Annotated in this window: 24 protein-coding genes; 15 read left to right on the top strand and 9 right to left on the bottom strand. The window is 65.0% G+C overall.

The genetic code is table 11. From position 1 onward, the window contains the following. Nucleotides 1-110: 110 nt before the first annotated feature. Together N6L26_RS05220 and purF are read right to left on the bottom strand one after the other, a co-directional pair. Nucleotides 111-821 (bottom strand): SDR family NAD(P)-dependent oxidoreductase, encoded by a 711-nt coding sequence (locus tag N6L26_RS05220; RefSeq protein WP_263606989.1) that lies wholly within the window; start codon nucleotides 819-821, stop codon nucleotides 111-113. Beyond that, on the bottom strand, nucleotides 821-2,293 hold the full coding sequence (gene purF / locus N6L26_RS05215; RefSeq protein ID WP_263606988.1) for an amidophosphoribosyltransferase: 1,473 nt from the start codon (nucleotides 2,291-2,293) through the stop codon (nucleotides 821-823). Before purF ends, N6L26_RS05220 begins: the two co-directional genes overlap by 1 nt. Nucleotides 2,294-2,462: 169 nt before the next feature. On the opposite strand from purF, the gene N6L26_RS05210 reads away from it, so the two are divergent. The 7 genes from N6L26_RS05210 (at nucleotide 2,463) to N6L26_RS05180 (ending at nucleotide 11,112) form a co-directional block, all read left to right on the top strand. Continuing rightward, complete coding sequence (locus tag N6L26_RS05210) at nucleotides 2,463-3,704, top strand: lipoprotein-releasing ABC transporter permease subunit (protein ID WP_263606987.1); 1,242 nt, start codon at nucleotides 2,463-2,465, stop codon at nucleotides 3,702-3,704. Continuing rightward, nucleotides 3,697-4,383, top strand: a complete 687-nt coding sequence (locus N6L26_RS05205) for an ABC transporter ATP-binding protein (RefSeq protein WP_263606986.1) — start codon at nucleotides 3,697-3,699, stop codon at nucleotides 4,381-4,383. The genes N6L26_RS05210 and N6L26_RS05205 overlap by 8 nt, the downstream gene beginning before the upstream one ends. A gap of 47 nt (nucleotides 4,384-4,430) precedes the next feature. Next, nucleotides 4,431-4,709: a hypothetical protein gene (locus tag N6L26_RS05200; RefSeq protein WP_263606985.1), complete on the top strand. Its 279-nt coding sequence runs from the start codon at nucleotides 4,431-4,433 to the stop codon at nucleotides 4,707-4,709. Nucleotides 4,710-4,808: 99 nt separating this feature from the next. Continuing rightward, nucleotides 4,809-5,288 (top strand): glutathione peroxidase, encoded by a 480-nt coding sequence (locus N6L26_RS05195; RefSeq protein WP_263606984.1) that lies wholly within the window; start codon nucleotides 4,809-4,811, stop codon nucleotides 5,286-5,288. 168 nt (nucleotides 5,289-5,456) lie between these two features. Next, the gene (gene dnaE, locus N6L26_RS05190) at nucleotides 5,457-8,948 is read left to right on the top strand and encodes a DNA polymerase III subunit alpha (RefSeq protein WP_263606983.1); all 3,492 of its coding nucleotides are present in this window, start codon (nucleotides 5,457-5,459) and stop codon (nucleotides 8,946-8,948) included. Between the two features lie 129 nt (nucleotides 8,949-9,077). After that, on the top strand, nucleotides 9,078-10,679 hold the full coding sequence (locus N6L26_RS05185) for a long-chain fatty acid--CoA ligase (protein WP_263606982.1): 1,602 nt from the start codon (nucleotides 9,078-9,080) through the stop codon (nucleotides 10,677-10,679). Nucleotide 10,680: 1 nt separating this feature from the next. Further along, nucleotides 10,681-11,112 (top strand): DUF1330 domain-containing protein, encoded by a 432-nt coding sequence (locus N6L26_RS05180; RefSeq protein ID WP_263606981.1) that lies wholly within the window; start codon nucleotides 10,681-10,683, stop codon nucleotides 11,110-11,112. A 29-nt stretch (nucleotides 11,113-11,141) separates the two neighbouring features. On the opposite strand, the gene N6L26_RS05175 is transcribed toward N6L26_RS05180, so the two are convergent. The 4 genes from N6L26_RS05175 to N6L26_RS05160 all read right to left on the bottom strand — a co-directional run bounded on the left by N6L26_RS05175 (nucleotide 11,142) and on the right by N6L26_RS05160 (nucleotide 15,565). Next, the gene (locus N6L26_RS05175; protein WP_412071343.1) at nucleotides 11,142-12,251 is read right to left on the bottom strand and encodes a PA0069 family radical SAM protein; all 1,110 of its coding nucleotides are present in this window, start codon (nucleotides 12,249-12,251) and stop codon (nucleotides 11,142-11,144) included. 280 nt (nucleotides 12,252-12,531) lie between these two features. Further along, nucleotides 12,532-13,059 (bottom strand): molybdenum cofactor biosynthesis protein B, encoded by a 528-nt coding sequence (gene moaB, locus N6L26_RS05170; RefSeq protein ID WP_263606979.1) that lies wholly within the window; start codon nucleotides 13,057-13,059, stop codon nucleotides 12,532-12,534. Beyond that, nucleotides 13,059-14,783 (bottom strand): lytic transglycosylase domain-containing protein, encoded by a 1,725-nt coding sequence (locus tag N6L26_RS05165; protein WP_263606978.1) that lies wholly within the window; start codon nucleotides 14,781-14,783, stop codon nucleotides 13,059-13,061. The genes moaB and N6L26_RS05165 overlap by 1 nt, the downstream gene beginning before the upstream one ends. Then, nucleotides 14,780-15,565: a hypothetical protein gene (locus N6L26_RS05160; protein ID WP_263606977.1), complete on the bottom strand. Its 786-nt coding sequence runs from the start codon at nucleotides 15,563-15,565 to the stop codon at nucleotides 14,780-14,782. Before N6L26_RS05160 ends, N6L26_RS05165 begins: the two co-directional genes overlap by 4 nt. Before the next feature lie 80 nt (nucleotides 15,566-15,645). Between N6L26_RS05160 and N6L26_RS05155 the strand changes: the two genes are divergently transcribed. The 8 genes from N6L26_RS05155 (at nucleotide 15,646) to N6L26_RS05120 (ending at nucleotide 24,475) form a co-directional block, all read left to right on the top strand. Continuing rightward, nucleotides 15,646-17,295 carry an electron transfer flavoprotein-ubiquinone oxidoreductase gene (locus N6L26_RS05155; protein ID WP_263606976.1) on the top strand — a complete coding sequence of 550 codons (1,650 nt, stop codon included), beginning with the start codon at nucleotides 15,646-15,648 and terminating at the stop codon, nucleotides 17,293-17,295. Nucleotides 17,296-17,300: 5 nt separating this feature from the next. Next, on the top strand, nucleotides 17,301-17,804 hold the full coding sequence (locus N6L26_RS05150) for an AAA family ATPase (protein ID WP_263606975.1): 504 nt from the start codon (nucleotides 17,301-17,303) through the stop codon (nucleotides 17,802-17,804). A gap of 15 nt (nucleotides 17,805-17,819) precedes the next feature. Next, nucleotides 17,820-18,626 (top strand): 4-(cytidine 5'-diphospho)-2-C-methyl-D-erythritol kinase, encoded by an 807-nt coding sequence (locus tag N6L26_RS05145; RefSeq protein WP_263606974.1) that lies wholly within the window; start codon nucleotides 17,820-17,822, stop codon nucleotides 18,624-18,626. Then, the gene (locus N6L26_RS05140; protein WP_263607255.1) at nucleotides 18,626-19,351 is read left to right on the top strand and encodes an N-formylglutamate amidohydrolase; all 726 of its coding nucleotides are present in this window, start codon (nucleotides 18,626-18,628) and stop codon (nucleotides 19,349-19,351) included. Before N6L26_RS05145 ends, N6L26_RS05140 begins: the two co-directional genes overlap by 1 nt. A 310-nt stretch (nucleotides 19,352-19,661) precedes the next feature. Further along, nucleotides 19,662-21,509, top strand: a complete 1,848-nt coding sequence (gene ilvD / locus N6L26_RS05135; protein ID WP_263606973.1) for a dihydroxy-acid dehydratase — start codon at nucleotides 19,662-19,664, stop codon at nucleotides 21,507-21,509. A gap of 38 nt (nucleotides 21,510-21,547) precedes the next feature. Then, entirely contained in the window at nucleotides 21,548-21,904 is a 357-nt protein-coding gene (locus tag N6L26_RS05130) for a hypothetical protein (RefSeq protein ID WP_263606972.1), read from the top strand. Then, the gene (locus N6L26_RS05125) at nucleotides 21,897-23,282 is read left to right on the top strand and encodes an NAD(P)H-hydrate dehydratase (protein WP_263606971.1); all 1,386 of its coding nucleotides are present in this window, start codon (nucleotides 21,897-21,899) and stop codon (nucleotides 23,280-23,282) included. The genes N6L26_RS05130 and N6L26_RS05125 overlap by 8 nt, the downstream gene beginning before the upstream one ends. Further along, nucleotides 23,279-24,475 (top strand): class I SAM-dependent RNA methyltransferase, encoded by a 1,197-nt coding sequence (locus tag N6L26_RS05120; RefSeq protein WP_263606970.1) that lies wholly within the window; start codon nucleotides 23,279-23,281, stop codon nucleotides 24,473-24,475. Before N6L26_RS05125 ends, N6L26_RS05120 begins: the two co-directional genes overlap by 4 nt. Here the strand turns inward: N6L26_RS05120 and N6L26_RS05115 are convergent. The 3 genes from N6L26_RS05115 to N6L26_RS05105 are packed head-to-tail and all read right to left on the bottom strand — an operon-like array spanning nucleotide 24,472 to nucleotide 26,236. After that, complete coding sequence (locus N6L26_RS05115; RefSeq protein ID WP_263606969.1) at nucleotides 24,472-25,248, bottom strand: hydrolase 1, exosortase A system-associated; 777 nt, start codon at nucleotides 25,246-25,248, stop codon at nucleotides 24,472-24,474. The two genes, N6L26_RS05120 and N6L26_RS05115, sit on opposite strands and share 4 nt — an antisense overlap. Continuing rightward, nucleotides 25,245-25,886: a hypothetical protein gene (locus N6L26_RS05110; protein WP_263606968.1), complete on the bottom strand. Its 642-nt coding sequence runs from the start codon at nucleotides 25,884-25,886 to the stop codon at nucleotides 25,245-25,247. The genes N6L26_RS05115 and N6L26_RS05110 overlap by 4 nt, the downstream gene beginning before the upstream one ends. Before the next feature lie 47 nt (nucleotides 25,887-25,933). Next, nucleotides 25,934-26,236, bottom strand: a complete 303-nt coding sequence (locus tag N6L26_RS05105) for an acyl carrier protein (protein ID WP_263606967.1) — start codon at nucleotides 26,234-26,236, stop codon at nucleotides 25,934-25,936. Nucleotides 26,237-26,274 lie beyond the last annotated feature (38 nt).

Raw genomic sequence — 26,274 nt, 5'->3', positions numbered from 1 at the left:
GGGCGCCCCTCCTCGATCAATCCAGATGAAGTGTGACCCGGCGTATGCGCAGCGGGATTTAACGAGTATCGCGGATCAGGGTTTAGTATTAGTCGCCAAAGCTGGTTAATTCACCGGTCGACGCGCTCGCGGTGGAAGCCGGTGAAATCGTTAACAAGCAATTCGACAAGACGGTCGGCCACCGCGGCGGGCTCCTTGACCGACTGCGGGTCTTCGCCCGGATAGGCCTTGGCCCGCATGGCAGTGCGGGTTGCGCCCGGATCGACCAGCGCGACGCGGACCTTGGAGATCTTCTCGACCTCCTGCGCATAGCTTTCGAGCATATTGTCGAACGCCGCCTTGGTTGCGCCATAGGCGGACCAATAGGCGCGCGGGCTGGCCCCGACGCTGCTGGTCAGACCGATCACCCGGCCGGCCTCGGCGCGTTTGAGCAGCGGGTCGAAATTGGCCAGCAGTGCCTGGGTGGCGAGGAAATTGACGGTCAGCGCCTGGCTGAGCTGCTTGCCGTCCATCTGCGTAACCGGTGTGAGGGCCGGCAGATAGGCTGCGGAAATCACGAGATAATCGAGCTTGTCCCAGCGACCGGCAATGGCCGAGGCGAGGCGAGCGAGCCCGTCACTTTCGGCAAGATCGACCGGGGCGATGGTCGACGCGCCGCCGACTGCGTGGATCGTATCCTCGACCGCTTCGAGCGCAGGAACATCGCGGCCGGTCAGCACGACATGCGCGCCAGCAGCGGCCAGCGCGCGCGCGGTGGCGGCGCCGATCCCCTTGCTCGCCCCGGTGACAAGCGCGAGCCGATTGGCCAACGGTTGGTCCATCAGGCGACCTGTTCGGAAGTGAAGGAGAGCTGCTGCTGCTTATCCTCGCGCCGCGCCAGATCGGTCAGCGCGGTCGGGTAATCCCCGGTAAAGCAGGCATCGCAGAACTGCGGGCAGGCCGAATTGCGCGGTTTCTCGCCGACCGCGCGATAGAGGCCGTCGATCGAGACGAAGGCGAGGCTGTCGGCCTTGATGAATTCGCGCATCGGTTCGACATCCATCCGCGCGGCGAGCAGCTTGCTGCGTTCGGGCGTATCGACGCCGTAGAAGCAGCTGTGCGCGGTGGGCGGGCTGGCGACGCGGAAGTGCACTTCGGTGGCACCCGCATCGCGCATCATCTCGACGATCTGCATGCTGGTGGTGCCGCGCACGATGCTGTCGTCGATCAGGACGATGCGCTTGCCCTCGACGAGCGCGCGGTTGGCGTTGTGCTTGCGCTTGACGCCGGCATGGCGCGCGCCGTCGCTGGGCTGGATGAAGGTCCGCCCGACATAATGCGAACGGATGATCCCCAGTTCGAACGGGATGCCCGCTTCCTGCGCGTAGCCGATCGCCGCAGGGACGCCGCTGTCGGGCACCGGAATGACGAGGTCAGCTTCGACCGGCGTTTCGCGCGCCAGTTCGGCGCCGATCGCCTTGCGCGCCTCGTAGATGCTGCGCCCGTCGAACACCGAATCCGGCCGGCTGAAATAGACATGCTCGAAAATGCACGGGCGGGCGGAATGATTGCCGAAGGGATGCAGCGAATCGATATTGCCGTCGAAATCGACCTTGATCACCTCGCCCGGTTCGACCTGGCGGACGAATTGCGCGCCGACCACGTCGAAGGCGACGGTTTCCGAAGCGAACAATGTCGCATCGCCGATCCGGCCCATTTGTAGCGGGCGGATGCCCAGCGGATCGCGGCAGGCGATCATGCCTTCGGGGGTCATGACGATCAGCGCATAGGCGCCTTCGAGCAGCCGCAGCGCATCGATCAGCCGATCCATGATGGTGGGATAGCGGCTGGTCGCGACGAGGTGGATGATGACCTCGGTGTCGCTGGTCGACTGGAAGATCGACCCGCGCCGCACCAGATCTTCGCGCAGCATACCCGCGTTCGAGATATTGCCGTTATGCGCGACCGCGAAGCCGCCACTGGCAAGGTCGGCATAGAGCGGCTGGATATTGCGCAGGCCCGAGCCGCCGGTGGTGGAATAGCGGACATGGCCCGCGGCCATCATGCCGGGTAGTTCGGCGATCGCTTCCTGGCTGGAGAAATTCTCCGCCACATGACCCAGCCCGCGGAGCGTGAAGAACTCGGTGCCGTTGAAACTGGTGATACCCGCAGCTTCCTGGCCGCGGTGCTGCAGCGCGTGGAGGCCCAGGGCGGTGACGGCGGAAGCATCGGTCGCGTTGACCGCGCCGAATACGCCGCACTCTTCGCGCAGCTTGTCGCCATCCTCGTCTAGAAACGGGTGCGTGAGGTTCATCGAAAGGCCTGTCCGCCGCGACTGATCGGGATGCGCGCCCAATGGCGGTGTTACGAACCGATTACAAGGGCAGTGCGACCAATGCCCGCCCATCCGACACGATTTCATTGCGCAGCAAGGATTGCCTGCCTAAACGCGCTGCACTCCGCAGCCACAAACCAGGGCCCTCTTGATCCTCTCCCCCTTCGAATGGACCATCGCCAAACGCTATTTGCTTCCGGGCAAGGGCGAGGCTTTCATTGCCCTGGTGGCAAGCATCTCGATCGGCGTGGTGATGCTTTCGGTCGCCATGCTGGTGGTGGTGATGAGCGTGATGAACGGATTTCGCGCCGAACTGCTCGACAAGATCGTCGGCCTCAACGGCCATGCCATCGTCCAGGCCTATGGCGGGCGGATGGACGATTGGGAGAACATTCTTGAAGAAGTGCGTCAGACGCCGGGTGTGGTCGATGCAAGCCCACTGATCGAACAACCGCTGGCGATCAGTTTCAACGGCCGCGTCGAAGGCGTATCGGTGCGCGGTAATAGGCAGGAAGACCTCGACGACCTTTCGAGCAAGGCGATCAGCGGCGATTTCTCGGCGCTCCAGCCGGGCGCGTACAAGGTCGCAATCGGGGTCAGGCTCGCCGAGAACATCGGCGCCCGCGTCGGCGATACAATTACGGTCATCAACCTCCAGGGACGTTCGACCCCCTTCGGCACCATGCCGCGCCAGATCGGCTATGAGGTCGCCGCCATTTTCGAGGTCGGCGTCTACGATTACGACGGTGCCTTCGTCGTGATGCCGATGCAGGATGCGCAGACGCTCCTGCTTATCGGAAACAGTGTGCAGATGATTGAGGTCACGGTGGAGGATGCCGACGAGGTCGGCGAAATCATGGCCCCGCTGAATTCTTCGCTTGGCGGCCGTGCGGTGGTCAACGACTGGAAGACCATCAACGCGACGCTCTTCGATGCCTTGCAGGTCGAGCGCGCGGCGATGGCCTTCGCGCTCAGTTTCATGGTGCTGGTGGCAGCGTTCAACATTCTCTCCAGCCTGGTCATGCTGGTGCGTGCCAAGACTCGCGACATTGCGATCATGCGGACCATGGGGGCGTCGCGGCAAAGCCTGATGAAAATCTTCGTCACCACCGGGTTTACCGTGGGCGCGATCGGCACGGTGGTGGGCCTTGCGCTGGGCTTTTCGATCCTCGCCGGGCGGCAACAGATCGTGCAGGCGATCGGCGCGCTGACGGGGCAAAACCTGTGGGACCCGCAATATCGCTTCCTCACCACTATTCCGTCGAAGGTCGATGGCAGCGAAGTGACCATGATCGCCTTGCTCGCGCTGGGCCTCAGCTTCCTGGCTACGCTCTACCCCGCGTGGAAGGCGGCAAACACCGATCCCGTGCAGGTGCTGCGTTATGAGTAATTCGGGCGTGAAACCGGTAGTCGAGCTCAAACAGCTTACCCGCAGCTTCGAACAGGGCGGCGAGCGAATCGACGTGCTGCGCGGCGTCGACCTCGCGATCCGTCCGGGCGAGATCGTCGCGCTGCTGGGTCCTTCGGGATCGGGCAAGTCGACGCTTCTCCAGGCGGTCGGCCTGCTCGAGAGTGGCTTCGGCGGTGAGATCGTCATTGCCGGCCATTCGGCGGAAAAATCGAACTCGCGCGCGCGCACCGTGCTGCGCCGCGACCATCTCGGCTTCGTCTACCAGTTCCATCACTTGCTGCCCGATTTCGATGCGCGCGAAAATGTCGTCCTGCCCCAGCTTGTCGCTGGCCGCCCGCATGGGGAGGCGGAGGCGCGCGCCGACCAATTGCTGGTCGCGCTGGGGCTCGGGCATCGGCTCGATCATCGACCGAGCCAGCTATCGGGCGGCGAACAGCAGCGCGTGGCGGTTGCCCGCGGGCTGGCCAACAAACCCGATCTTGTGCTGGCCGACGAACCGACCGGGAATCTCGACGAGGCCACCGCCGACAAGGTGCTCGCCGAATTCCTCGGGCTGGTGCGCGGCGAAGGCAGCGCGGCGTTGATCGCGACGCATAACGAACGCCTGGCGCAAAGGATGGACCGCGTGGTCCGGCTGCACGACGGCGTGCTGGCATAGCGGACCCGCAAGCCGGTTCGATCGTAGGTTTCGCGAAGGAGATTTTCATGACCGACCACCCCAGCACTTTCAAAGGCGACGACAACCACCGCCACGGCATCGAATGGGATGACCGTGCCAGCCTGCACCGCGTGGATGACGGCGACGGTGTGCTCGATGCGGCCAAAGGGCTGCGCAGCGGAACTTTCGCCGAATTGATCCGCCACATTATGCTGATGCCCGAAGACGAACGCGCGCAATATTGCATCGAGAAGGCGGGCGACCGCGAATATCACGCTGCCGAGGTGGCGGGCCTGTCGCAGCGCCCGGATTTCCCTGCCGCCTGAATGGGGCTGCCTCGCGCCAGCAATGGCCGCGCTTGCGCGGTCAGCGCCGCGCGTGCAGATCCTGTCCCACTTGTTCGTCGCTGCAAGGAATAGCCCCGCATGACCACTATCGCCGATTTCGTCGTCACCACGAACAAGGGCGACGAAATCGCTCTGTCGGAAAAGCTGGGCAAGGTCCTGCTGCTGGTCAACACCGCCAGCAAATGCGGTTTCACCCCGCAATATGACGGGCTTGAGGAGCTCTACCAGGACTATCGCGACAGGGGCTTCGAGGTGCTTGCCTTTCCCTGCAACCAGTTCGGCGGCCAGGAGCCCGGCGATGCGGGCGAGATCGCCGAGTTCTGCAAGGTCAATTTCGGTCTCACTTTCCCGCTAATGGCCAAGGTCGATGTCAATGGCGATAATGCCAGCCCGCTGTTCGACTGGATGAAGCGCGAAAAGCCCGGCGTGATGGGATCGAAGGCGATCAAGTGGAACTTCACCAAGTTCCTGATCGACCGTTCAGGCCAGGTCGTGAAGCGATATGGCCCGACCGACGCGCCCAAGACGATCGCCAAGGATATCGAAAAGCTATTGTAGCTCCTAGGCAATGACTGTCGCCCCTGCGTAGGCAGGGGCCCAGGCAAGCAAGCCTTTGGCGAAACGTTTCCGTTATCTGGATCCCTGCCTTCGCAGGGATGACGGAACGGAGGAAAGCGCGGCGCGCGCGGGTTGGCGAATCCCCTCCCGCACCGCATATTGGCTGCTATGTCCTTCAAGCCCTTCGTCCCGTTCCGTATCCTGTCGGCCTATACGATGCTGGAAGGCGCGATCGACCCCAAGGCGATGGCGAAGCTGGCGAAGGAACGCGGCTTTCCCGCTATCGCGATTGCCGACCGCAACGGCCTGTATGGCGCGGTCATGTTCGCCAATGCCTGCAAAGCCGAAGGTGTGCAGCCGATCATCGGAGCGCTGCTGGGTGTTGCGCGCCCAAGCCGCGAAGAAGGGGCGGAGGGCAAGCTTGTCGATTACCTGCCGCTGTTTGCGCAGGACGAGACGGGTTATGACAACCTTTGCCACCTTGTTTCGAAGGCGCATCTCGAACGCCCGCTCGAATTCGAACCGCATGTTCGGCTGGAAGACTTGGGCGGTCGCACCGACGGGCTGATCGCCTTTACCGGCGCGAGCGAAGGCGCGGTGACCAGATTGCTTGCCGAGGGGCAGCAGAGCCATGCCGAGGCGCTGCTCGATCGCTTGCAGGCGCTGTTCCCCGACCGGCTCTACATCGAACTGGCCCGCCGCGGCGATGCAGTGGAAGAACGCGCGGAGGCGGCGCTGGTCGACCTCGCCTATGCCCGCGACCTGCCGCTGGTGGCGACCAACCCTGCCAATTTCGCCGAACCGCACATGCACAAGGCGCATGACGCCATGCTGTGCATCGCGGGATCGACGCATGTCGATGCGGAGGAACGCGCGCGGTCGAACCCCGAAAGTTACGTCAAAACCTGCCACATGATGGAGGAGGCCTTCGCTGACCTCCCCGAAGCGGTTCAGAACACCGTGGTGGTGGCGCAGCGCTGCGCCTATGCGCCGCCCTATCGCAAGCCGATCCTGCCCAGCCTCGCGGGCGACCTTGAAGGCGAGGCGCGCGCGCTTGAGGAAGATGCCCGCAAGGGGCTGGAGGCGCGGCTCGCGCCCTATGGCGAAATGAGCGAGGAGGAACGCAAGGTCTATTTCGACCGGCTGCAGTTCGAAGTCGACATCATCAACCAGATGGGGTTCCCGGGCTACTTCCTGATCGTTGCCGACTTCATCAAATGGGCTAAGGACCACGACATTCCCGTGGGACCGGGGCGTGGTTCGGGTGCGGGCAGCCTCGTCGCCTGGTCGCTGACGATCACCGATCTCGACCCGATCCAGCTCGGCCTGCTGTTCGAACGCTTCCTCAATCCCGAACGCGTCTCGATGCCCGACTTCGACATCGACTTCTGCGAAACCCGCCGCGGCGAGGTGATCCGCTACGTCCAGCAGAAATACGGCCACGATCACGTCGCGCAGATCATCACTTTCGGTAAGCTCAAGGCGCGCGCGGTGCTGCGCGATACGGGGCGCATCCTGCAAATGAGCTACGGCCATGTCGACCGGCTGTGCAAGATGGTGCCCAACCACCCGACCGATCCGTGGACACTGCCGCGCGCGCTCAACGGGGCGGCCGATTTCAAGAACGAATACGACAATGACAACGAGGTGAAGCGCCTCGTCGACCTGGCGATGCAGCTCGAAGGCTTCCCGCGGAACAGTTCGACCCACGCGGCGGGCGTGGTGATCGGCGACCGGCCGCTGGCCAAGCTGGTGCCGCTCTACCGCGATCCGCGCTCGGACATGCCGGTCACGCAATACGACATGAAAAATGTTGAAAGCTCGGGGCTGGTCAAGTTCGACTTCCTCGGCCTGAAAACACTGTCGGTGCTCAAGAAGGCGGTCGACCTGCTCAAGCGGCGCGAGATCGACATCGACCTGTCCAAGCTGCCGCTCGACGATCCCAAGGTCTACGAATTGATGAAGGCGGGCAACACGGTGGGCGTGTTCCAGCTGGAATCGGAAGGCATGCGGCGCACGCTGACCGCGGTGAAGCCAACCAATTTCGGCGACATCATCGCGCTCGTCTCGCTTTACCGTCCGGGTCCGATGGACAACATCCCGCTGTTCGGCAAACGCAAGGCGGGCGAGGTTGCGATCGAGTTTCCGCATGCCAAGCTCGAAGGCATCCTGGCCGAGACCTACGGCATCTTCGTCTACCAGGAACAGGTGATGCAGGCGGCGCAGATCCTGGCCGGCTATTCGCTCGGCGACGCCGATTTGCTGCGCCGCGCGATGGGCAAGAAGGTCCAGGCCGAGATGGATATCCAGCGCGAACGCTTCGTTGCCGGGTGCAGGGAAGTCAGCGGGATCGAAAAGGCCGAGGCCAATGCGCTGTTCGACCTGATCGACAAGTTCGCCGGTTACGGTTTCAACAAGTCGCACGCCGCCGCCTATGCATTGCTCGCCTACCAGACCGCGTGGCTCAAGGCGCATTACCCCGAGGAATTCTACGCCGCGGCGATGTGTTTCGACATGCACCAGTCCGAAAAGCTGGCGATCTTCGTCGACGATGCGCGGCGCAGCGGGATCACGGTGCTGCCGCCCTCGCTCAATCACTCGGAGGCCGAATATACCGTCGAGCAGACCGACGACGGTTACGCCGTGCGCTATGCGCTGGCGGGAATCCGCAATGTCGGCGAACGCGCGATGGAAGCGATCGTCGAGGAGCGTGAAACCGCCGGCCGTTTCGAAAATCTCAAGGATCTGTTCGAGCGCTTGCCCAGGGGCTCGATGAATTCGCGCCAGCTCGAGGCATTGATCAGCGCGGGCGCGCTCGACGAATTCGAACCCGACCGCGCCAAGCTGTTCGCCAATGCCGACATGCTGCTGGCGGTCGCCGATGCGGCCGAGCGCGAGCGGTCGAGCGGGCAGGGCGGCCTGTTCGGCGGCGAGGGGGCGGCGGTCGAGGATGTGCTGCGGTTGAAAGAGGCTGAACCCTGGCCGCGCGCCGAGCTGATGGCACGCGAGAAGGAAAACTTCGGCTTCTACTTTGCCGAGCATCCGGTCGAGGCATGGCGGCAGGTGGCGAGCGCTCAGGGTGCGCGCAGCTATGCCTCGCTGATGGTCGGCGGGGGGCCGGTAGGCGGCCGGGCGGGCGCGGTGATGGCGGCCATGGTCGAGAAGGTGAACAAGGGCACCACCCGGCGCGGCAAACCCTTTGTGCGGGCCGATTTCTCCGACAGTTCGGGCCAGTTCAGCGCCGCCTGTTTCGAAGAGGGACTGGTCGAGAAATTCCTCCAGTGGGCGCAGGACCAGACCTGTGTGAAGCTCGATGTCGAACTCGACAGCCCGAGCCCCGACGAACCGCCGCGGATCACCGTGCGGGGTGCGGTTCCGCTGGAAGCGGTCAAGGGCACCATGGCGATGCTGCTCACGCTCGAGATCGAGAGCGTCGCCGCGCTGGGCGAGCTGGCGATCGTGCTGGGCCAGGGCGGCGAGGGGGGCGACGAAGCGGTCGCGACCCTGATGACCGGTGATCCCAGCCCGCCCATTGTGCGGCTGGGGCGAACATTTTCTATCGACGGCGAGCTTGCCGAACGCTTGGCAAGTGTGCCCGGCCTTGCCAAGGTGCAGTTAACCGCGCGACGGGGGAAGGCAAACCTGCGCCTCGTCGCCTGAGAACACAGTCATTGCGAGCCGCAGGCGACGCAATCCATTTCCCGCCGTCGCTCCGATTTGCGACGTTCGAAGCTGGATTGCCGCGTCGCCTGCGGCTCCTCGCAATGACCAGAATGGAGAGGAATACATATGTCGCTTGGCGCGATGCAGGACTGGAGCATGCGGATTTCGCATGTGATCGACCACGCAGCCCGGGAAGCCCCGAACCGCGAAATCGTCACCCGCTGGGCGGATGGCAGCGAGACCCGCACCGACTGGGCGTGCGTCCGCCGTGATGCGAAGAAGATGAGCCAGGCGCTGCAGGCGCTGGGCCTCGGCAAGGGCGACAAGGTCGCCAGCCTCGCGATGAACCATGCGCGCCATCTGGTCAGCTGGTTCGGCGTCGCGGGGATGGGCGGCGTGCTGCACACCTGCAATCCGCGCCTGTTCGAAGACCAGCTCGAATACATCGTCAATCACGCCGAGGACAAGGTGATGATCTACGATGCGGCGTTCCAGCCGATCGTCGACAAGATGCGCGACAAATGGCCCACGGTCGAGCATTACATCTGCTTCGACAGCGGCGAGCACACCACCAGCTTCGAAGACTGGATCGGCGCGCAGGACGGCGACTTCGAATGGGTCGATGGCGACGAGCGCGATCCCTGCATGATCTGCTATACCAGCGGCACCACGGGCAATCCCAAGGGCGTGCAGTACGAACATCGCTCGACGCTGCTGCACGCGCTGGCCGGACTGCAGCCGTCGACCTTCAACTTTACCGCGTCGTCGGTGATGTTGCCGGTGGTGCCGATGTTCCACGCGGCCAGCTGGGGCCTGCCCTATGCGGGAGCGATGGCGGGGATCAAGTTCGTCTTCAGCGCGGTCAACGACCCGGCCGTCCTCGACGAGGTAATGAAGGCCGAGAAGGTCACCGACTCGGCGGGCGTGCCTACGGTGTGGCTGGCGCATTTCCAGTATTGCGACGCCAACAACCTCGAACTGCCCAAGCTACGCGCCGCGACCATCGGCGGTTCGGCCGCGCCGCGCTTCATGATCGAACGGCTGATGAAGAACGGCACGCGCGTCCAGCATGCCTGGGGGATGACCGAAACCTCGCCGATCGGGACGGTCGGCGGGCCGACGACCGACTGGGACGAGCTGACCTTCGACCAGAAGGTCGAGAAGACCATGAAGCAGGGTCGCCCGATCTTCGGCGTGGAACTGCGCACGGTCGATCTCGACGATCCGGCCAAGGTGCTGCCGCGCGACGGCGAAAGCTCGGGCGCGCTGCATATCCGCGGACCCTGGGTGGTGAAGCGCTATTTCAAGGCCGAAGAAGACGCGATCGATGCGGACGGCTGGTTCAACACTGGCGATGTGGCGATCCTCCACCCCGACGGCACGATGCAGATCACCGACCGGACCAAGGACGTAATCAAGTCGGGCGGTGAATGGATCAGCTCTGTCGAACTCGAAAACGCGGCGGTGGGCCACCCGGCGGTCGCCGAAGCCGCCGCCATCGGGATGATGCATCCCAAGTGGGACGAGCGCCCGGTGCTGTTCGTGGTCAAGCAGGACGGCCAGGAAGTCACCGCGGAAGAGGTGATCAACTTCCTGTCCGACAAGGTGGCCAAGTGGTGGCTACCCGATGCGGTCGAGTTCGTCGACGACATCCCGCACACCGCGACGGGCAAGATCAGCAAGAAGGACCTGCGTGAACGGTTCAACGATTACGCGCTGGAGATCTGAGATGACCGACACCTATATCGATCCGAGCCCTGCGAACTTCCAGGCGTTCAAGGACCTGCCGCGCGACGAGCCGATCCACATGCTCAACCTGCTCGAATATCGCGAGCAGGCGGAATATCCGCAAGGCCACGAACATGCCGGCAAGGGCTGGAGCGGTCGCCGCGCCTATGAGGAATATGGCAAGACCAGCGGCCCGATCTTCCGCCGCGTGGGCGGCACGATGGTCTGGCGCGGCGTCTTCCAAACGGTGGTGACCGGCCCCGACGCGATGCGCTGGCACGACGGCTTCGTCGCGCAATATCCCAATTCGGGCGCCTTCTTCGAAATGATCAAGGACCCGGAGTACCAGAAGGCAGTGGCCAACCGCACCGCCGCGCTGGCGGACAGCAGGTTGGTGCGATTTGCTCCGGGCGATGCGGGCGAGGGCTTTTAGCCTTCCCGTAACGGGGAGAGGGGAGGCTGTCATAGCAACCGCATCTGTCCGCCCAGCGCGGGGGGCCTGAACTGCGTGCAATCGAGCTCGAACTTCGCCTTGCCCATTCCCGAGCGCTTGCAGGCGAGGCGGAAGCGGGCGCGGAATAGATCGGCCCAGACTCCGGTGGGTTTCATGCGAGTGTTGAAGTCGGGATCGTTGTCGCGCCCGCCGCGGATTGAGCGGACGATTGCCATCACCTTGTCGCCGCGCTCGGGAAAGTGGACCGAGAGCCATTCGCGGAACAGCGGGGCGACTTCGTGCGGCAGACGTAGCGGAATCCAGCCGACGCTGTCGACACCGAGCGCCGCCGCGCGCTGGACGATCTCTTCCATGAACTCGTCGGTAATCGCGGGAATGATGGGCGAGACCGAGCAATGCGTCGGTACACCCGCAGCCGCCAGTTTCCCCAGCGCCTGCAGCCGCTTCGCCGGAGCCGCCGCCCGCGGTTCGAGCTTGCCCGACAGTTTCGGATCGAGCGAGGTGACTGAGATTGCCACCGCCACCAGCCGACGCTCGGCGAGCTCGGCCAGCAGGTCGAGATCGGCGAGCACGCGGTCCGACTTGGTGGTGATCGTCACCGGGTGGCGCGCATCGAGGCACACTTCGAGCACCTGCCGCGTAATCCGGTAACGCGCCTCGATCGGCTGGTAGGGGTCGGTATTGGTGCCCATCGCCAGTGGGCGCGGGCGGTATTTGGGCTTGGCCAGGGTAGCGCGCAGCAGTTCCGCCGCATTGGGCTTGGCGAACAGCTTGGTCTCGAAATCGAGCCCGGGTGAGAGGTCATGATAGGCATGCGTCGGCCGCGCAAAGCAATAGACACAGCCGTGCTCGCAGCCGCGATAGGCGTTGACCGAACGGTCGAAAGGTATGTCGGGCGACTGGTTGAAGCTGAGGATCGTCTTGGGCAGTTCCTCGGTCACCTGCGTGCGCAGCTTGACCGGCGGGCCCCCTTCGATGGTGGCCAGCTGCTCCATATAATCGCGCCAGTCCCCGTCTTCCTCGCGCGTGGCGAGACCGAAGCGCGTTGACACTTCGCCGCCCTGCGCGCCGCGTCCGGATATGGGGGGAGCGAGTCGATGTTCCATATACGAGAACATATATAGAACAAGAGTGGTGCGCCAGGCAGAATTGGTGGGTGGCAGCGGGCTAGCGCGGCAACCTACCGCGCTCTTACAATCGTTCCGTCTTCCCCGCGAACGCGGGGATCCCGCTGCTGTCTCGCATCCCCAAAGGTAGCGGGACCCCCGCCTTCGCGGGGGTGACGGTGGGTGGATGTGGTTCGAAGCGTCCTGGTCAGGCCGGTGCCCCTCGGATCGCGGTTGCTAGCCTCGTCCACCTCCCCTCTTGGCTAACGCAAAACGGGGAGCATCCCGGTGCCTATCGTTCCTTGAGCCGCGGCATCAGTTCGACGAAATTGCAGGGGCGGAAGCGGCTATCGAGCTGGTGGAGGAGGATCTTGTCCCACCCATCCTTCACCGCGCCGTTCGACCCGGGCAGCGCGAAGATATAGGTCCCGCGTGCCAGCACCGCGCAGGCGCGGCTCTGGATCGTGCTGGTGCCGATCGTTTCGTAGCTGAGCCAGCGGAACAGTTCACCAAAACCGGGAATGTCCTTGTCCTTGACCCGGTCGAGCGCCTCGGGGGTGACATCGCGCCCGGTCAACCCAGTGCCGCCGGTGGTGATTATGCAATCGATCTGGTCGTCGTCGATCCAGCGATGCAGGTGCGCGGCGATCTCGTTCTTGCTGTCGCTGCTGATCTCGCGCGTGGCGAGGATGTGTCCCGCTTCGACGATCCGCCCCGCGAGGATGTCGCCCGAACTGTCGTCGGCCAGCGTACGCGTGTCGGAAACCGTCAGCAGCGCGATGCGAACCGGCTTGAAGGGGAGGCCCTCGTCGATCGCCATCAGCGCACTCCCGGGAACATCGGCCAGTCGTTTTCGGCCAGTTCGATCCGGCTGGGCGCCGCGGCATCCGCCTGGCGCAGATACATCCAGTAATTGCGCATCACGATGGCGACGTAGCCGCGCGTCTCCCAATAGGGGATCGACTCCATATACAGCAGCGGGTCGCCTTGGTCACGGATCTCGCTTTCCCAGCGCGATACGGGCGAAGGCCCGGCGTTATAGGCAGCCATGACCTTGGGCAGGCGGCCCTGCGTGTAGTTCGAACTGCCCAGCGATTCGAGCGTCCGCTGGCCGAAGGCGAGATTGACTGCCGGGTCCTTGAGATCGGCGCCGCTGCTCATATTGATCGAGGCGGCATATTCGCGCTGCGTGATCGGCATGATCTGCATCAGCCCGATCGCGCCCGCCGGGCTGACCACGCGCTCGCGGAAATTCGATTCCTGCAGCGCATGCGCGAAGGCCAGCGCCGGATCGACCCGCCAGCCGCCCACCGGCGTACGGAAGGTCACCGGATAGCGCAGGCTGGAATGCGCGCCTTCTCCGCGCGGGGCGTTATAGGCCATGAAGGTCTGCGCCCCGGTCAGCCCGAGCGCCCGCGCAAGTCGCGAGAGCGCGCCGTAATCGTCGGGGTCGCCCGTGCGGACCAGCCAGGTCAGGTCGCGTTCGGCCTCTTCGCGCCGCCCGATTTCGGCCAGCATGACCGCCTGCCGCGCGGCTTCCTTGTCGCGCAGGCGCCGCCAGTCGGCCTCGGTAAGGTCGGGCTGCGCATGCGTGCGCGGCAGGTCGCGGCCCATCTGTTCATGCGCAAGCATGCCATAAAGCGTTTCGGGAAAGCGGGCCGCGCCGCGCAATTGCTCGTCGGCTTTTTCAGGAAAGCGGCAGCGGATCAGCGCACGGCTGGCCCAGTAATGCGCTGCGGCGGCGAGGTTGGGGCTGGCCGCACCCGCCGCGCTGCGCTGGAACGCTTCGGCGGCCTTGTCGCAATCGCCCAGCCGCCAGGCGGCGAGGCCTGCCGCCCAATCGCCTTCCGCGACCCAAGCCCCGCTGCCGCCGTCACGCGCGGTATCGGCCAGCGCCCAGGCCTGCGCGTCCTGGTTCTCGATATAATAGCTCCACGCGACGCGATAGCGCCATTCGGCGCGCGCCTGTGAACTGAGCGTCGCATCTACTCCGTCGAGGAGCAGGCGCGCGCCGTCGGGATCGTCATTGGTGATCCGTTCGAGGATCGCCGCCTTGACGCTTTCGGGCATCGTCCCGTCATTGATCGCACTGGGCCGGATCCGCTTGGTCGAGCCGGGCTGGCGCACCAGATCGCGGGCGCGGGGCAGGGAGGGCGGATTGTCGAGACCGCGCGTCTGGCCGAGCCTGACGATCGCCTCGGCTGCGGGCAGGCGCGCATAGCGGTCGAGCCAGCTTTCGATCCGTCCAAGCTCGATCCGCGGGCTTTGGGGGTGGAGATAATAGCTTGCCAGCGCAGCGCCATGCAGCGGCCCATCGGTGCGGCCCGCCAGCATGACTTCGACCCGGTCCCAGTTGCGGCTGTCGATCGCTTCGAACAGCGAACCGTAAAAGGCGCGGTCGTCGTTCGACAGCAATTGCGGCAGCGCGGCGGCGTGTGAGCGGGTGAAATATTCGACACTGCTCTGCTGCGCCAGTGCGGGCGCGGCGGGCAGGGCCGCGGCGAGCATCGCGGCGAGGGTAATGGGGAGGGGGCGAATGGTCATTGGGTCCAGTCCAGCCAGCGGTTCCAGAAATTCTCGCGCCGCGCAGGCGAGCGCGCGAGGTTGCGCAGATCGGGCGCGGCGAGCAGCGGATGGGGCTTGCCCGCGCAATCAAGCGACAGCGGCTCGCGCGCGCGTTCACGCGCGATGCCGAACAGTTCGAGTTGCGCGCGTCCGAACAGCAACACGCGCTGCGGCGCGGCGAGCGCGATATGATGGCGGGTCACGTCGCCCAGGCCAGTCGCCGCCAGTCGCGGCCAGTCGGGCATGGCCGTGGGGACGGGTAGCGCGCTGGCGAAGTAGATCTCATGCGCGGCGATCCCCATCGCGCGCAGCATCGCCTCGACGAATGGGCGCGCGCCGCCGGTGAGAAGGCCGTCGCCATCGTCGTCGAAGGGTTGGGGCAGCATCACCATCAGTCTGGCACCCGCGACCCCGCGCGGTGGCACGCGCCGGTCGAGCGCGCCGTTCGCCAATGAGGGCGCGGTCATCCACCATTCGCGAAATTTTTCGAGCGTATCGGGCAGCTCGGCCGGAACGATGCCGGAGGCCGGTTCGTCGGGCTGTTCGAGCGCGCGCTCGAGCGCGGTCTTGCGTTTGACTGGCGGCGGAGCGGGCGGCGGGGGAGCCGCTACGGCATCGTCGCCCTTGGGTTCGGCCAGCCAGCCGCTCGCCTCGTCGGCGAAATCGGCATCGACGCCCGCCTCGCGCCACCAGTCGAGCGCGCCTTCAAGGCTCGCGAGCGCTGTGAAATCGCGCGTGTTCGGCGGGTCGGCGTGCATCATTCCTCGAAGCGCAGGTCTTGACCTTAATAGCGCCACCAATCAAGGCACTCGCACAAGTTACGCGACGAAAAGAGAGAGTCATGAGCGAACGCGAATCGATGCCCTGCGACGTCGTCATCATCGGCGGCGGTGTCGCCGGCCTGGCAGCGGCAATCCGGCTGAAGCAGATCAACGAAGACCTCGAGGTCGTCGTGCTCGAAAAGGGCAGCGAAATTGGCGCGCACGTGCTGTCGGGCGCGGTGGTCGATCCCAAGGCGCTGGACGAGCTGCTGCCCGAATGGCGCGACATGGACTGCCCGATGGCGGAAACGCCGGTGACCGAGAACCACCACTGGGTGCTGTCGGAAACCGGCCAGTCCGACCTGCCCGAATTCCTGCTGCCCCCGTTCATGGGCAATCACGGCAATTACACCGGTTCGCTGGGCAATCTGGCGCGCTGGCTGGGCGAACAGGCCGAAGGGCTGGGCGTGATGGTCTTCCCCGGCTTCCCCGCTGCCGAAGTGCTGTTCGACGAGCACGGCGCGGTGACCGGCGTGGTCACGCAGGACATGGGCATCGCCGAGGATGGATCGCACAAGGGCGATTACCAGCCGGGCATGGAAATCCACGCGAAATACACGCTCTTCGCCGAGGGTGCGCGCGGCAACCTGACTAAGAAGATGAAGGCGAAATACGACCTCGAGGCCGATTGCCAGCCGCAGGTCTATGGCCTCGGGGTCAAGGAATTGTGGGATATCGATCCCGCCAAGCACGAACCGGGCCGCGTGATCCACACGCAGGGCTGGCCGCTGAGCGAAACCGGCACCTGGGGCGGGGGCTTCCTGTACCATCAGGCCAATGGCCAGGTTGCGCTCGGCTTCGTGACTGCGCTCGATTACAAGAACCCCTACGTCTCGCCCTACCAGGAATTCCAGCGCTGGAAGCACCACCCGTCGATCGCGGCGATCCTCGAAGGCGGCAAGCGGGTCGCCTATGGCGGCCGCGTGATCAACGAAGGCGGTTGGCAGTCGGTGCCCAAGCTGGCCTTCCCCGGCGGCGCGCTGATCGGTTGCGCCGCGGGGTTCGTCAACGTGCCGCGGATCAAGGGCAGCCACACCGCGATGAAAAGCGGGATGCTGGCGGCAGAAAGCATCGCTGCGGCGGTCGCTGCGGGTAGCGAACATACCGAGCTGATGGATTACGACGAAGCGGTCCGCGCAAGCTGGATCGCCACGGAACTGAAGCTGGTGCAAAACGCGCAGCCCGCAGTCGCCAAATGGGGCGAGGATCTGGGCACCGTGCTGGCGGGCATCGACATGTGGATGCGCACGCTCAAGATCGGCCTGCCGATTTCGATGAAGCACCACCGCGATCACGAGATGCTGCAGCGCGCCGACCTGCACCAGAAGATCGCCTATCCCAAGCCCGACGGGAAGCTCAGCTTCGACAAGCTGACCAATGTCGCCTTCAGCTATACCAACCACGCCGAAGACCAGCCGGTTCACCTGAAAGTGTGCGACTGGGAGCTTCAGAAGACCAGCGAACTGGCCGAATACGATGGCCCGTCGAACCGCTATTGCCCCGCCGGCGTCTATGAGTGGCTGGCCGACGAGGATACGGGTGAGATGAAGTTCCAGATCAATTCGCAGAACTGCATCCACTGCAAGACCTGCGACATCAAGGACCCAAACCAGAACATCGAATGGACCACCCCCGAAGGCGGCGGCGGCCCGAATTACCCGAATATGTAAGGCTGATGCTCGTTATTCTCGGAGGACTGCCGGCAACCGGAAAGTCGACGATTGCGAAGGCGTTGTCGGCCAAACGTGCGGCAACCTATGTTCGGGTCGATGAGATCGAGCAGGCTGTGCTCAACGAAACCGGTGAGGATGCCGGCCGCTTGGGGTATGTGGTTGCTCAGACGATTGCTGCGTCGAATCTCCAACTTGGGTTGGAGGTGATCGCGGACAGCGTGAACCCCATCGAAGCCAGCCGAAAGGGCTGGCGAGATGCGGCCCAGCGTAGCGGGTGTTCGTCTATCGAGGTCGAAGTGGTCTGTAGCGACGTCCAGATACACCGGTCGCGCGCCGAGCAGCGCCCCTCCGATGTGGACGGCCTGGTCCATCCCACTTGGACTGAGATTTCCGAGCGGAATTTCGAGCCTTGGGGTTCGGCGCATTTGCGGCTGGATACTTCAATTTTGGAAGTGGACGGGGCGGTAGCCTCGATCGAAGCGCAAATCGCGCAAGTGCTTGGCTAGTCGATCGCAGTGGCCATGACTGAAACCGCATACGCCAAGATCAACCTCGCGCTGCATGTCCGCAAGCGGCGCGAGGACGGGTATCACGAGCTTGAGACGCTGTTCGCCTTCGTCGATGCGGGCGATGTGCTGACCGCGTCCAGCGCGGCGCAGGATAGCGTGCGGGTGCTCGGCGAATTTGCCGGCGGGCTCGACAATCCCTTCGACAACCTCGTCGCCAAGGCGCTTGGCGCATTGCCGCGCGCCGATGGCCTGGCCATCACGCTCGAGAAGAACCTCCCCGTCGCGGCGGGGCTGGGCGGCGGGTCCGCCGATGCGGGGGCGGTCTTCCGCATGGTCAAGCAGCATCACGGCCTGCCCGGTGACTGGCACGACCGCGCCGCCGCGCTGGGCGCCGATGTCCCTGCCTGTGTCGACAGCCGCAGCTGCATCGGGCGCGGCACCGGGACCGAACTCGAGCCGATCGACGACAGCCTTGAGGGCACCCCCGTCCTGCTGGTCAATCCGCGGGTCCCGCTATCGACCGGGCCCGTATTCGCGCATTGGGATGGCACCGACCGCGGCGCGTTGCCCCAGGGCGATGCCCACACCATCGCGTTGGAGGGGCGCAACGATCTCGAGATTCCGGCCATTTCGCTGCGTCCGCAAATCGCCGGCGTACTCGCTGCATTGCGCGGAACTTCGCCAGTGCTCGCCCGTATGTCAGGCTCCGGCGCAACGTGTTTTGCGCTGTTCGACAGCGACACCGCGCGCGACGAAGCCGCGGTACGCATCGCCGCCGAGCATTCGGGCTGGTGGCAGATGAAGGGATCCTTGCGATGATGATCGACAATCTGCCCTACCGCCAGGTCGGTACCGAAGACCTGCGGCCCGGCGGTCTGCTGTGCGTTGCCGATCATGCATCGAATTTCGTCCCCGAAGACATCGAACTGGGCATCGACCGTAAGCTGCTCACGGAGCATATCGCGGTCGACATCGGGGTGGAGGGCATCGCCGACCGTCTCGCCCGCCGCCACGCCATGCCCGCGCATATCGCCTGGGTCAGCCGGCTGGTGTGCGATATGCACCGCAAGGAGGACGAGCCCGCAGTCGTCCCGACGACCAGCGACGGGCATCTGATCCCGGGCAATATCGGCGCCAATATCGAGGCGCGGCTCGACCGCTTCCATCGTCCCTATCACGCGGCGCTCGCCGATCTGATCGCGGAGGCGAGACCCAAGCTGCTGGTCGCACTGCACAGCTTCACTCCCAGCCTCGCCACCAGCGACGAGGAGCGGCCATGGGAGGTTGCGCTGCTGTATAACCAGGACGATCGCGCTGCTCGGCATGCGATCCGCCTGTTCGGCGAACAGCGGCTCAATGTCGGCGACAACCAGCCCTATTCGGGCAAGCAGCTCAACGCGACGATGGACCGTCATGCCGAAGCGCATGGCATCCCCTATTGCACGATCGAGGTCCGCCAGGACCAGATCGCCACCGAGGCGGGGCAGGCGCGCTGGGCGCTGCTGATCGCCGATGTCATGGGACGTGTCGCGCTCGAATTCTGAGCTGATCAGTTCGTCGCTTGCGGGCGGTTTGCGGTGTCGTGTTGCTCCTCGCGAGCGGGTGGAGGCCGGTTTCTTCCCGCTTTCCCGTCATCCCCGCGAAGGCGGGGATCCAGCTGACGTGGCTTTGAGGAACGAAGGTCATCTGGGCCCCTGCCTGCGCAGGGGCGACGCGGCGGTTGCGGGGCCGAAAGTTCCTCCGCCAACCAGCGCGCCAATCCCGCATCTAGCTTCGCGTAAAGATTTTCCGCTTCGACCCGCACCCGCGATCCTCTAGTCTGACATCCTCCACGAAGCCGACCGGACCAAGATCATGCCTGCCTATCGTTCCCGCACCACCACTCACGGCCGCAACATGGCCGGCGCGCGCGGATTGTGGCGCGCCACGGGGATGAAGGACGGCGATTTCGGCAAGCCGATCATCGCGGTGGTCAATAGTTTCACTCAATTCGTGCCCGGCCATGTCCATCTGAAGGATCTGGGGCAGCTGGTCGCGCGCGAGATCGAGGCTGCGGGCGGGGTGGCCAAGGAATTCAACACCATCGCGGTCGATGACGGGATCGCTATGGGGCATGACGGGATGCTCTATTCGCTTCCCAGCCGCGACCTGATCGCCGACAGCGTCGAATATATGGTCAACGCACATTGCGCCGATGCGATGGTGTGCATCTCGAATTGCGACAAGATCACGCCGGGCATGCTGATGGCCTCGATGCGGATCAACATCCCCAGCGTGTTCGTTTCGGGCGGACCGATGGAAGCGGGCAAGGTCGTGGTGAAGGGCAAGGAAGTTGCGCTCGATCTCGTCGATGCGATGGTTGCGGCGGCGGATGAAAGCTATACCGACGAGGAAGTGACCGCGATCGAGCAGAACGCCTGCCCGACCTGCGGCTCGTGCAGCGGCATGTTCACTGCCAATTCGATGAACTGCCTGACCGAGGCGCTCGGGCTTTCGCTGCCCGGCAATGGCTCGACGCTGGCGACGCATGCCGACCGCAAGGGCTTGTTCGAACGCGCCGGGCGGCTCGTGGTGACACTGGCCAAGCGCTATTACGAAGAGGACGACGAAAGCGTCCTGCCACGCACGATCGCGGGGTTCGAGGCGTTCGAGAACGCGATGAGCCTCGATATTGCGATGGGCGGCTCGACCAACACGGTGCTTCACCTGCTCGCCGCCGCGCATGAGGCAGGGGTCGATTTTACCATGCGCGATATCGATCGGCTCAGCCGCCAGGTGCCGTGCCTGTCCAAGGTCGCGCCTGCCAAGAGCGACGTCCATATGGAGGACGTCCACCGCGCGGGCGGGATCATGTCGATCCTCGGCGAGCTCGATAAGGCGGGCCTGCTGCACACCGCGCTGCCGACCGTCCACAGCCCGACCATGGCCGATGCGCTGGACGATTGGGATATCGGCCGCACCCATAACAACAAGGTGCGCGAATTCTTCGCTGCCGCTCCTGGCGGGGTGCCGACACAAACCGCCTTCAGCCAGGCGCGGCGGTGGGACGAACTCGATCTCGACCGCGAGAATGGGGTCATCCGCAGCGCCAAGCACGCCTTCAGCAAGGATGGCGGGCTGGCGGTGCTCTATGGCAATATCGCGCGCGACGGCTGCATCGTGAAGACCGCGGGCGTCGATGAGAGCATCCTGAATTTCTCGGGCCCGGCGAAGGTTTATGAGAGCCAGGACGACGCGGTGACTGCGATCCTCACCGGGCAGGTGGTCGAAGGCGACGTGGTGGTGATCCGCTACGAAGGGCCACGCGGGGGGCCGGGCATGCAGGAAATGCTCTATCCGACCAGCTACTTGAAATCGAAGGGGCTGGGCGCAGCCTGCGCCTTGCTGACCGACGGGCGTTTCTCTGGCGGAACCTCTGGCCTGTCGATCGGCCATGTCTCGCCCGAGGCGGCCGAGGGCGGGGCCATCGGACTGGTCGAGACCGGCGACAGGATCGAGATTTCGATTCCCGAGCGCTCGATCAACCTCGCGGTGGCAGACGAAGTGCTGGCCGAACGCCGCGCCGCAATGGAGGCCAAGGGTTGGGCGCCTGCCAAACCGCGCGAGCGCCGCGTTTCGCCCGCGCTCGAAGCCTATGCCGCGATGACCACCAGTGCCGCGCGCGGCGCGATCCGCGACGTTTCGCAGATCAAGCGCGGCTGAGGCTTGCTCCGCGCCCCCGCGCATGGCAGCGGCGGGGCATGGCAATTTTACGGCGCTTCCTTCCTGTGCCGGTGCTGGCGCTGACGGCGCTCGGCGCCTGCGACCGCTCGCCCACTATCGATGCCGAGGGCGGCACGCCCGTCGCTTGCGCGCTGCGCGGGGCGAGCGACTTTGCGAGCGAGTGCCGCCTGGTTAAAATGGGCGAGGGCAGCGCACGCTACTTCGTGATGCGCCACCCCGATGGCGGCTTCCGCAAGCTCGCCAGCGCCGATACCCCGTCGGGCCTGGTCGAATTCGACGGAGCGCAGCGCGCCGAAAGCCAGCGGTTAGGCGATGAGATCGTCCTCGTCATTGGCGATGACCGCTATCGCTGGGAGGCACCGCGCGATGAATGAGCCGATCCTGACCGTTGCGCAGATGCGCGCCGCCGAACGCGCGGCGATGGATGCCGAGGCCAGCGAATGGGAATTGATGCAGCGCGCGGGCGAAGGTGCGGCGCAATGGGTCATGCGGGTCGCCGCCGGACGGTCGGTGACGGTGCTGTGCGGCCCGGGCAACAATGGCGGGGACGGCTATGTGATCGCCGATATCCTCCTGCGAACCGGGCACACGGTGCAAATCATCGCGCCGATCGAGCCCACCACCGATACCGCACGGAAAGCGCGCGCGCAGTTTGGCGGAGACATCTCCGCCGACGCGGCACTGCGCCATCCGGTCGTGGTCGATTGCCTGTTCGGTTACGGCCTGACGCGGCCGGTCGAGGGTGAATTTGCCTCTTTGCTCGAACAAGTCTCCGCAAGAGACTGTTATAGAATAGCAATCGATGTGCCGAGCGCGGTAGCCAGCGACAGTGGAGAGGTGCTCGGACCGCTGCCGCAGTACGATATGACGCTGGCGCTGGGGGCCTGGAAACAGGCGCATGGACTGATGCCCGCCATGGCCGCGATGGGGATACGGCGGCTCGTTCCGATCGGCCTCGACCTTGGGCCGGGCTCGACCGGCTTCTCCTCGCGCCCGCACTTGGCGGCACCATCGCCCGACGCGCATAAATATCGCCGCGGACTACTCGCAATCGTCGCGGGCGCGATGCCCGGGGCACCGCTGCTTGCAGCCGAAGCGGCGATGCGTGCGGGGGCGGGCTATGTGAAGCTGCTCAGCGAGCATTCGCACCCCGACGCACCCGCGGATCTGGTGATCGAACAGGACAATCTCGGAGAGAGCCTTGGCGATGAGCGGATCTCTGCCCTGCTCGTCGGTCCGGGGCTGGGGCGCGATGGCGATGCCCGGGGACGCCTAGCCAGGGCCCTCAAACAGCGGCGTCCCATGGTGCTCGATGCCGATGCGCTGCAGCTGCTCGACCCGGATATGCTCAAGGGAGCCGACGTCACGACGGTTTGCCTGACCCCGCACGAGGGCGAGCTGGCCAAACTCTGCGAGGCTTTCGGTATCAGCGCGGATGGCAAGCTCGATTGCGCGCGAAGCCTTCGTGACGTCACCGGAATGACCGTGCTTGCCAAGGGTCCCGACACGATCCTCGCCAGTGACGTCATGACGCAGTTCTTCCCGCGCGGGTCGAGCTGGCTTTCGGTCGCCGGGACAGGCGATGTCCTTGCTGGCATCGTCGCATCGCGTCTGGCGGTGCATGGCAATTCGCAGCGCGCCTGCGTCGAAGGCGTTTGGCTTCATCAGGAGGCAGCGCGGATCGCATCACCCGCTTTTTCTGCCGGAGACCTTGCCCGTGCGGTCAAACCGGCCATGGCGTCGTTCCTGTGAGCGAAATCGAGATCATCCAGCGCATCGCCGCGCGCGGCGACGGCATCACCGCCTCGGACCGCCATGTGGCGGGCGGCGTACCCGGCGATACTATCGCGCCCGATGGTACGCTGACGCCAGGGCCGCATCATGTCGCCCCGCCGTGCCGACATTTCCCGACTTGCGGTGGCTGCCAGCTCCAGCATGCCGACGAGGAGGCGCTGCGCCAGTTCGTCACCGACCGCGTGGTCCATGCTGCCGAAGGGCAGGGGATCGTGCCTGACACGCTGCTGGAAACGCACCTGTCGCCGCCACGATCGCGCCGCCGCGCAACGCTCCACGGCATGCGTACCGGACGCAGCGCGGTGCTGGGCTTTCGCGAGGGCGGATCGCACCGCATCGTCGATATGCAGGAATGCCATATCCTGACGCCCGAACTCTTCGCGCTCGTCGCACCGCTCAAGACGCTGATCGCCGCGCATGGCGGGCGCCAGGCGGTCGACATCGAACTGACACTGGCAGACCAGGGTATCGACTGCCTGCTCAAGGGCATCGCAGCCGAGGGGCTGGCCGCGACCGAGGCGCTGCTCGATTTCGCGCGTGACCATGCGCTGGCGCGGCTCTCGCTCGATAGTGGCTATGGGCCCGAGACCTTGTGGGAACCCGAACCGCTAACGGTGACGCTGGGCGCGATCCCCGTCCCGTTCCCGCAGGGCAGCTTCCTCCAGCCGACCCCCGATGGCGAGGCGGTGCTGATCGAGGATGCCCGCCGCTATCTTGCCGGGGCGGAAACGATTGCCGACCTTTTCTCGGGGCTGGGTACCTTCGCCTTTGCGCTCGCCGGTCCGCGCAAGGTCCTCGCGGTCGAGGCGGCGCGCGAGCCGCATCTCGCGTGCAAGGCCGCGGCCAATATGCGCGGTGTCCCCGTGCTCACGCTGCACCGCGACCTGTTCCGCAACCCGCTGCAACGCGACGAGGTGAGCCGGTTCAGTGCGGTGCTGCTCGATCCGCCGCGTGCAGGTGCACGCGAGCAAGTGGCGCAAATCGCCGCCAGCACTGCCACGCGGGTCGTCTATGTCAGTTGCAATCCGGCGAGCTGGGCGCGCGATGCCAAGCTGCTGGTCGAAGCGGGGTTCCGGCTCGATACGCTGCGTCCCGTCGGCCAGTTCCGCTGGTCGACGCATGTCGAAGTGACGAGCTACTTCACCCGCTAGCGGCGCAACGTCTCGAGGATCCGGCTGCGCAGCCAGGCGCGCGCTTCCACGCTCGAATAGGCATGGTCGGCACCGGGGCAGCGCGCGATCCGCGTATCGTCTGTATCCCAGCGCTCGGCAAAGACCTGCGCGGTCCGATCGCCATCCGCGAGCAGGAATTTCACCGGTCCCGTAAATCCGGCAAGCCCGGTACGCATCTCGTCCGCGAGCGATGAGGATTTGCTGCGCGGCCGTGCCGCCCGGACCATACCCTTGGCGAGCTTGCCAAGGTCGACCCGGCCCGAAACAAGCCGTGCAAGTTCCCGTGGATTCTTGAGTTTTTCGACATAGCGCGAACGGACCGCGGCGGGGGGCGGAATATCGTCTTCACCGTCTTCCATGGTCCACGGGTTGCTCAGCACCAGTGCATCGCATTCGGCGCCGCTCGCCAGCATCAGCGCCGATGCGGCATCGCAATTGCCAAACCCCGCCACGCGCTGGACCTGCGGTGCAATCGCGCGAAACGCGAGAAGAGCGGCGGCTATGTCCTTGGTCGATCTGCGGAAATCGCGATTGTCGCCTTCGCTGTCGCCGATCCCGCGTCGATCGAAGCGGAACACGGGAAAACCTGCCGCGGCGATCGTTGCCGCGAGCCGTGCCTGGCCGTTGAAGGCACCTGCGCGGATCTCGTTGCCGCCGCTGACCATGAGCAGCCCGGTCGTTCCCGGTGCACTGTCGAGCGTCGCAGCGCAGCGCACGCCCTGGCATTCGAAGGTGAGGTGGAGGCGGGTCACAGCCCGTGCACGCCGGTCGTGACGATCGCCGCGAGCGCATCGGCTTGTTCGGGGTCGTCGTCATTCTCGGCGCGCAGCCACAGCGGTTGGCCGCCCACATCGGAGTGTTCGATCACGATCTGCGCGCCGGTGGGCGTCACTTCCTCCGCTTCGAGCTCGCGGACAAGCTGTGCGCCGAGTGGCCAGCCGGCCAGTTCGATGCCTTCGGTCCGCGCGGTTTCGAGCAGTCCGTCTGAGGTTTCGTCACGTCCCGCTTCGCGTGCGGCGATTATCCGCGCGCGCAGCAGGCTGCGCAGGACCTGTCGGGGTTTGACCGGGGCATAGAGCCATCCCGGAATATCGCCAGGCACCAGCCACCCGCCGGAGCGGATCGCGAGGACATGCGTAGCGCGAAAATGCGCCGCAGCCGCCGCCACGGCTGCGCGCCATGTGCCCAACGTCTGCTGCGTCAGATCGGCCGTGCTTTCATTACAGCCCGGCAGGTCGGGAAGGAAGCAATCCACCTCGCGAGAATCGATCCTGCGCATGATTTCGAAGATTTGGTGGCGAAACTTGTTGGCTTCATCGAAGATCGGCGGAATCACCAGCAGGCGCTTCGCCCGTGCGGCATCGAACCCGAGCACCATTTCCTCGCCCATGCGGCCATTCGGCAGCGGACAAGGCCATGTGGCATACATGGTCGAACTCAGGCCCCGACGACCTTGGCTTCGGCAAAGGCGAGCAGGCCGCCGTAGCTTTCGAGCATTTCGCCATCGACGTCTTCATCGTCGATCACGATGTCGAGCCGGTCTTCCATTTCGGTGAACAGGCCCGCGACAGCCATTGAATCGAGTTCGGGGAGATGACCGAACAGGCCGGTATCGTTGTCGAAACCGTCGACCTGTGCCTGGTCGAGACCGAGGACGTCGCGCAGGATCCCGCGCAGCGTCTGGTCGATCTCGCTGCGGCTCGGCCCGGTCGGCGGGGCATGTGCGGTCTCGGCGGTCATTCCTGCGGCTTCCCCTGCGTTTGGCCTGTGCATAAAGG

Origin of the sequence: Qipengyuania sp. SS22 (assembly GCF_025736935.1) — a bacterium.
GTDB lineage: Bacteria > Pseudomonadota > Alphaproteobacteria > Sphingomonadales > Sphingomonadaceae > Qipengyuania.
This window is presented reverse-complemented; position numbering and strand designations above follow the sequence as displayed.

What these genes read in the sequence shown, in the direction of transcription:
- N6L26_RS05220 (WP_263606989.1), bottom strand. Translation starts at nt 821, where the DNA reads ATGGACCAACCGTTGGCCAATCGGCTCGCGCTTGTCACCGGGGCGAGC.
- purF (WP_263606988.1), bottom strand. Translation starts at nt 2,293, where the DNA reads ATGAACCTCACGCACCCGTTTCTAGACGAGGATGGCGACAAGCTGCGC.
- N6L26_RS05205 (WP_263606986.1), top strand. Translation starts at nt 3,697, where the DNA reads ATGAGTAATTCGGGCGTGAAACCGGTAGTCGAGCTCAAACAGCTTACC.
- N6L26_RS05200 (WP_263606985.1), top strand. Translation starts at nt 4,431, where the DNA reads ATGACCGACCACCCCAGCACTTTCAAAGGCGACGACAACCACCGCCAC.
- N6L26_RS05195 (WP_263606984.1), top strand. Translation starts at nt 4,809, where the DNA reads ATGACCACTATCGCCGATTTCGTCGTCACCACGAACAAGGGCGACGAA.
- dnaE (WP_263606983.1), top strand. Translation starts at nt 5,457, where the DNA reads ATGTCCTTCAAGCCCTTCGTCCCGTTCCGTATCCTGTCGGCCTATACG.
- N6L26_RS05185 (WP_263606982.1), top strand. Translation starts at nt 9,078, where the DNA reads ATGTCGCTTGGCGCGATGCAGGACTGGAGCATGCGGATTTCGCATGTG.
- N6L26_RS05180 (WP_263606981.1), top strand. Translation starts at nt 10,681, where the DNA reads ATGACCGACACCTATATCGATCCGAGCCCTGCGAACTTCCAGGCGTTC.
- N6L26_RS05175 (WP_412071343.1), bottom strand. Translation starts at nt 12,251, where the DNA reads ATGTTCTCGTATATGGAACATCGACTCGCTCCCCCCATATCCGGACGC.
- moaB (WP_263606979.1), bottom strand. Translation starts at nt 13,059, where the DNA reads ATGGCGATCGACGAGGGCCTCCCCTTCAAGCCGGTTCGCATCGCGCTG.
- N6L26_RS05165 (WP_263606978.1), bottom strand. Translation starts at nt 14,783, where the DNA reads ATGACCATTCGCCCCCTCCCCATTACCCTCGCCGCGATGCTCGCCGCG.
- N6L26_RS05160 (WP_263606977.1), bottom strand. Translation starts at nt 15,565, where the DNA reads ATGATGCACGCCGACCCGCCGAACACGCGCGATTTCACAGCGCTCGCG.
- N6L26_RS05155 (WP_263606976.1), top strand. Translation starts at nt 15,646, where the DNA reads ATGAGCGAACGCGAATCGATGCCCTGCGACGTCGTCATCATCGGCGGC.
- N6L26_RS05150 (WP_263606975.1), top strand. Translation starts at nt 17,301, where the DNA reads ATGCTCGTTATTCTCGGAGGACTGCCGGCAACCGGAAAGTCGACGATT.
- N6L26_RS05145 (WP_263606974.1), top strand. Translation starts at nt 17,820, where the DNA reads ATGACTGAAACCGCATACGCCAAGATCAACCTCGCGCTGCATGTCCGC.
- N6L26_RS05140 (WP_263607255.1), top strand. Translation starts at nt 18,626, where the DNA reads ATGATCGACAATCTGCCCTACCGCCAGGTCGGTACCGAAGACCTGCGG.
- ilvD (WP_263606973.1), top strand. Translation starts at nt 19,662, where the DNA reads ATGCCTGCCTATCGTTCCCGCACCACCACTCACGGCCGCAACATGGCC.
- N6L26_RS05130 (WP_263606972.1), top strand. Translation starts at nt 21,548, where the DNA reads ATGGCAATTTTACGGCGCTTCCTTCCTGTGCCGGTGCTGGCGCTGACG.
- N6L26_RS05125 (WP_263606971.1), top strand. Translation starts at nt 21,897, where the DNA reads ATGAATGAGCCGATCCTGACCGTTGCGCAGATGCGCGCCGCCGAACGC.
- N6L26_RS05110 (WP_263606968.1), bottom strand. Translation starts at nt 25,886, where the DNA reads ATGGGCGAGGAAATGGTGCTCGGGTTCGATGCCGCACGGGCGAAGCGC.
- N6L26_RS05105 (WP_263606967.1), bottom strand. Translation starts at nt 26,236, where the DNA reads ATGACCGCCGAGACCGCACATGCCCCGCCGACCGGGCCGAGCCGCAGC.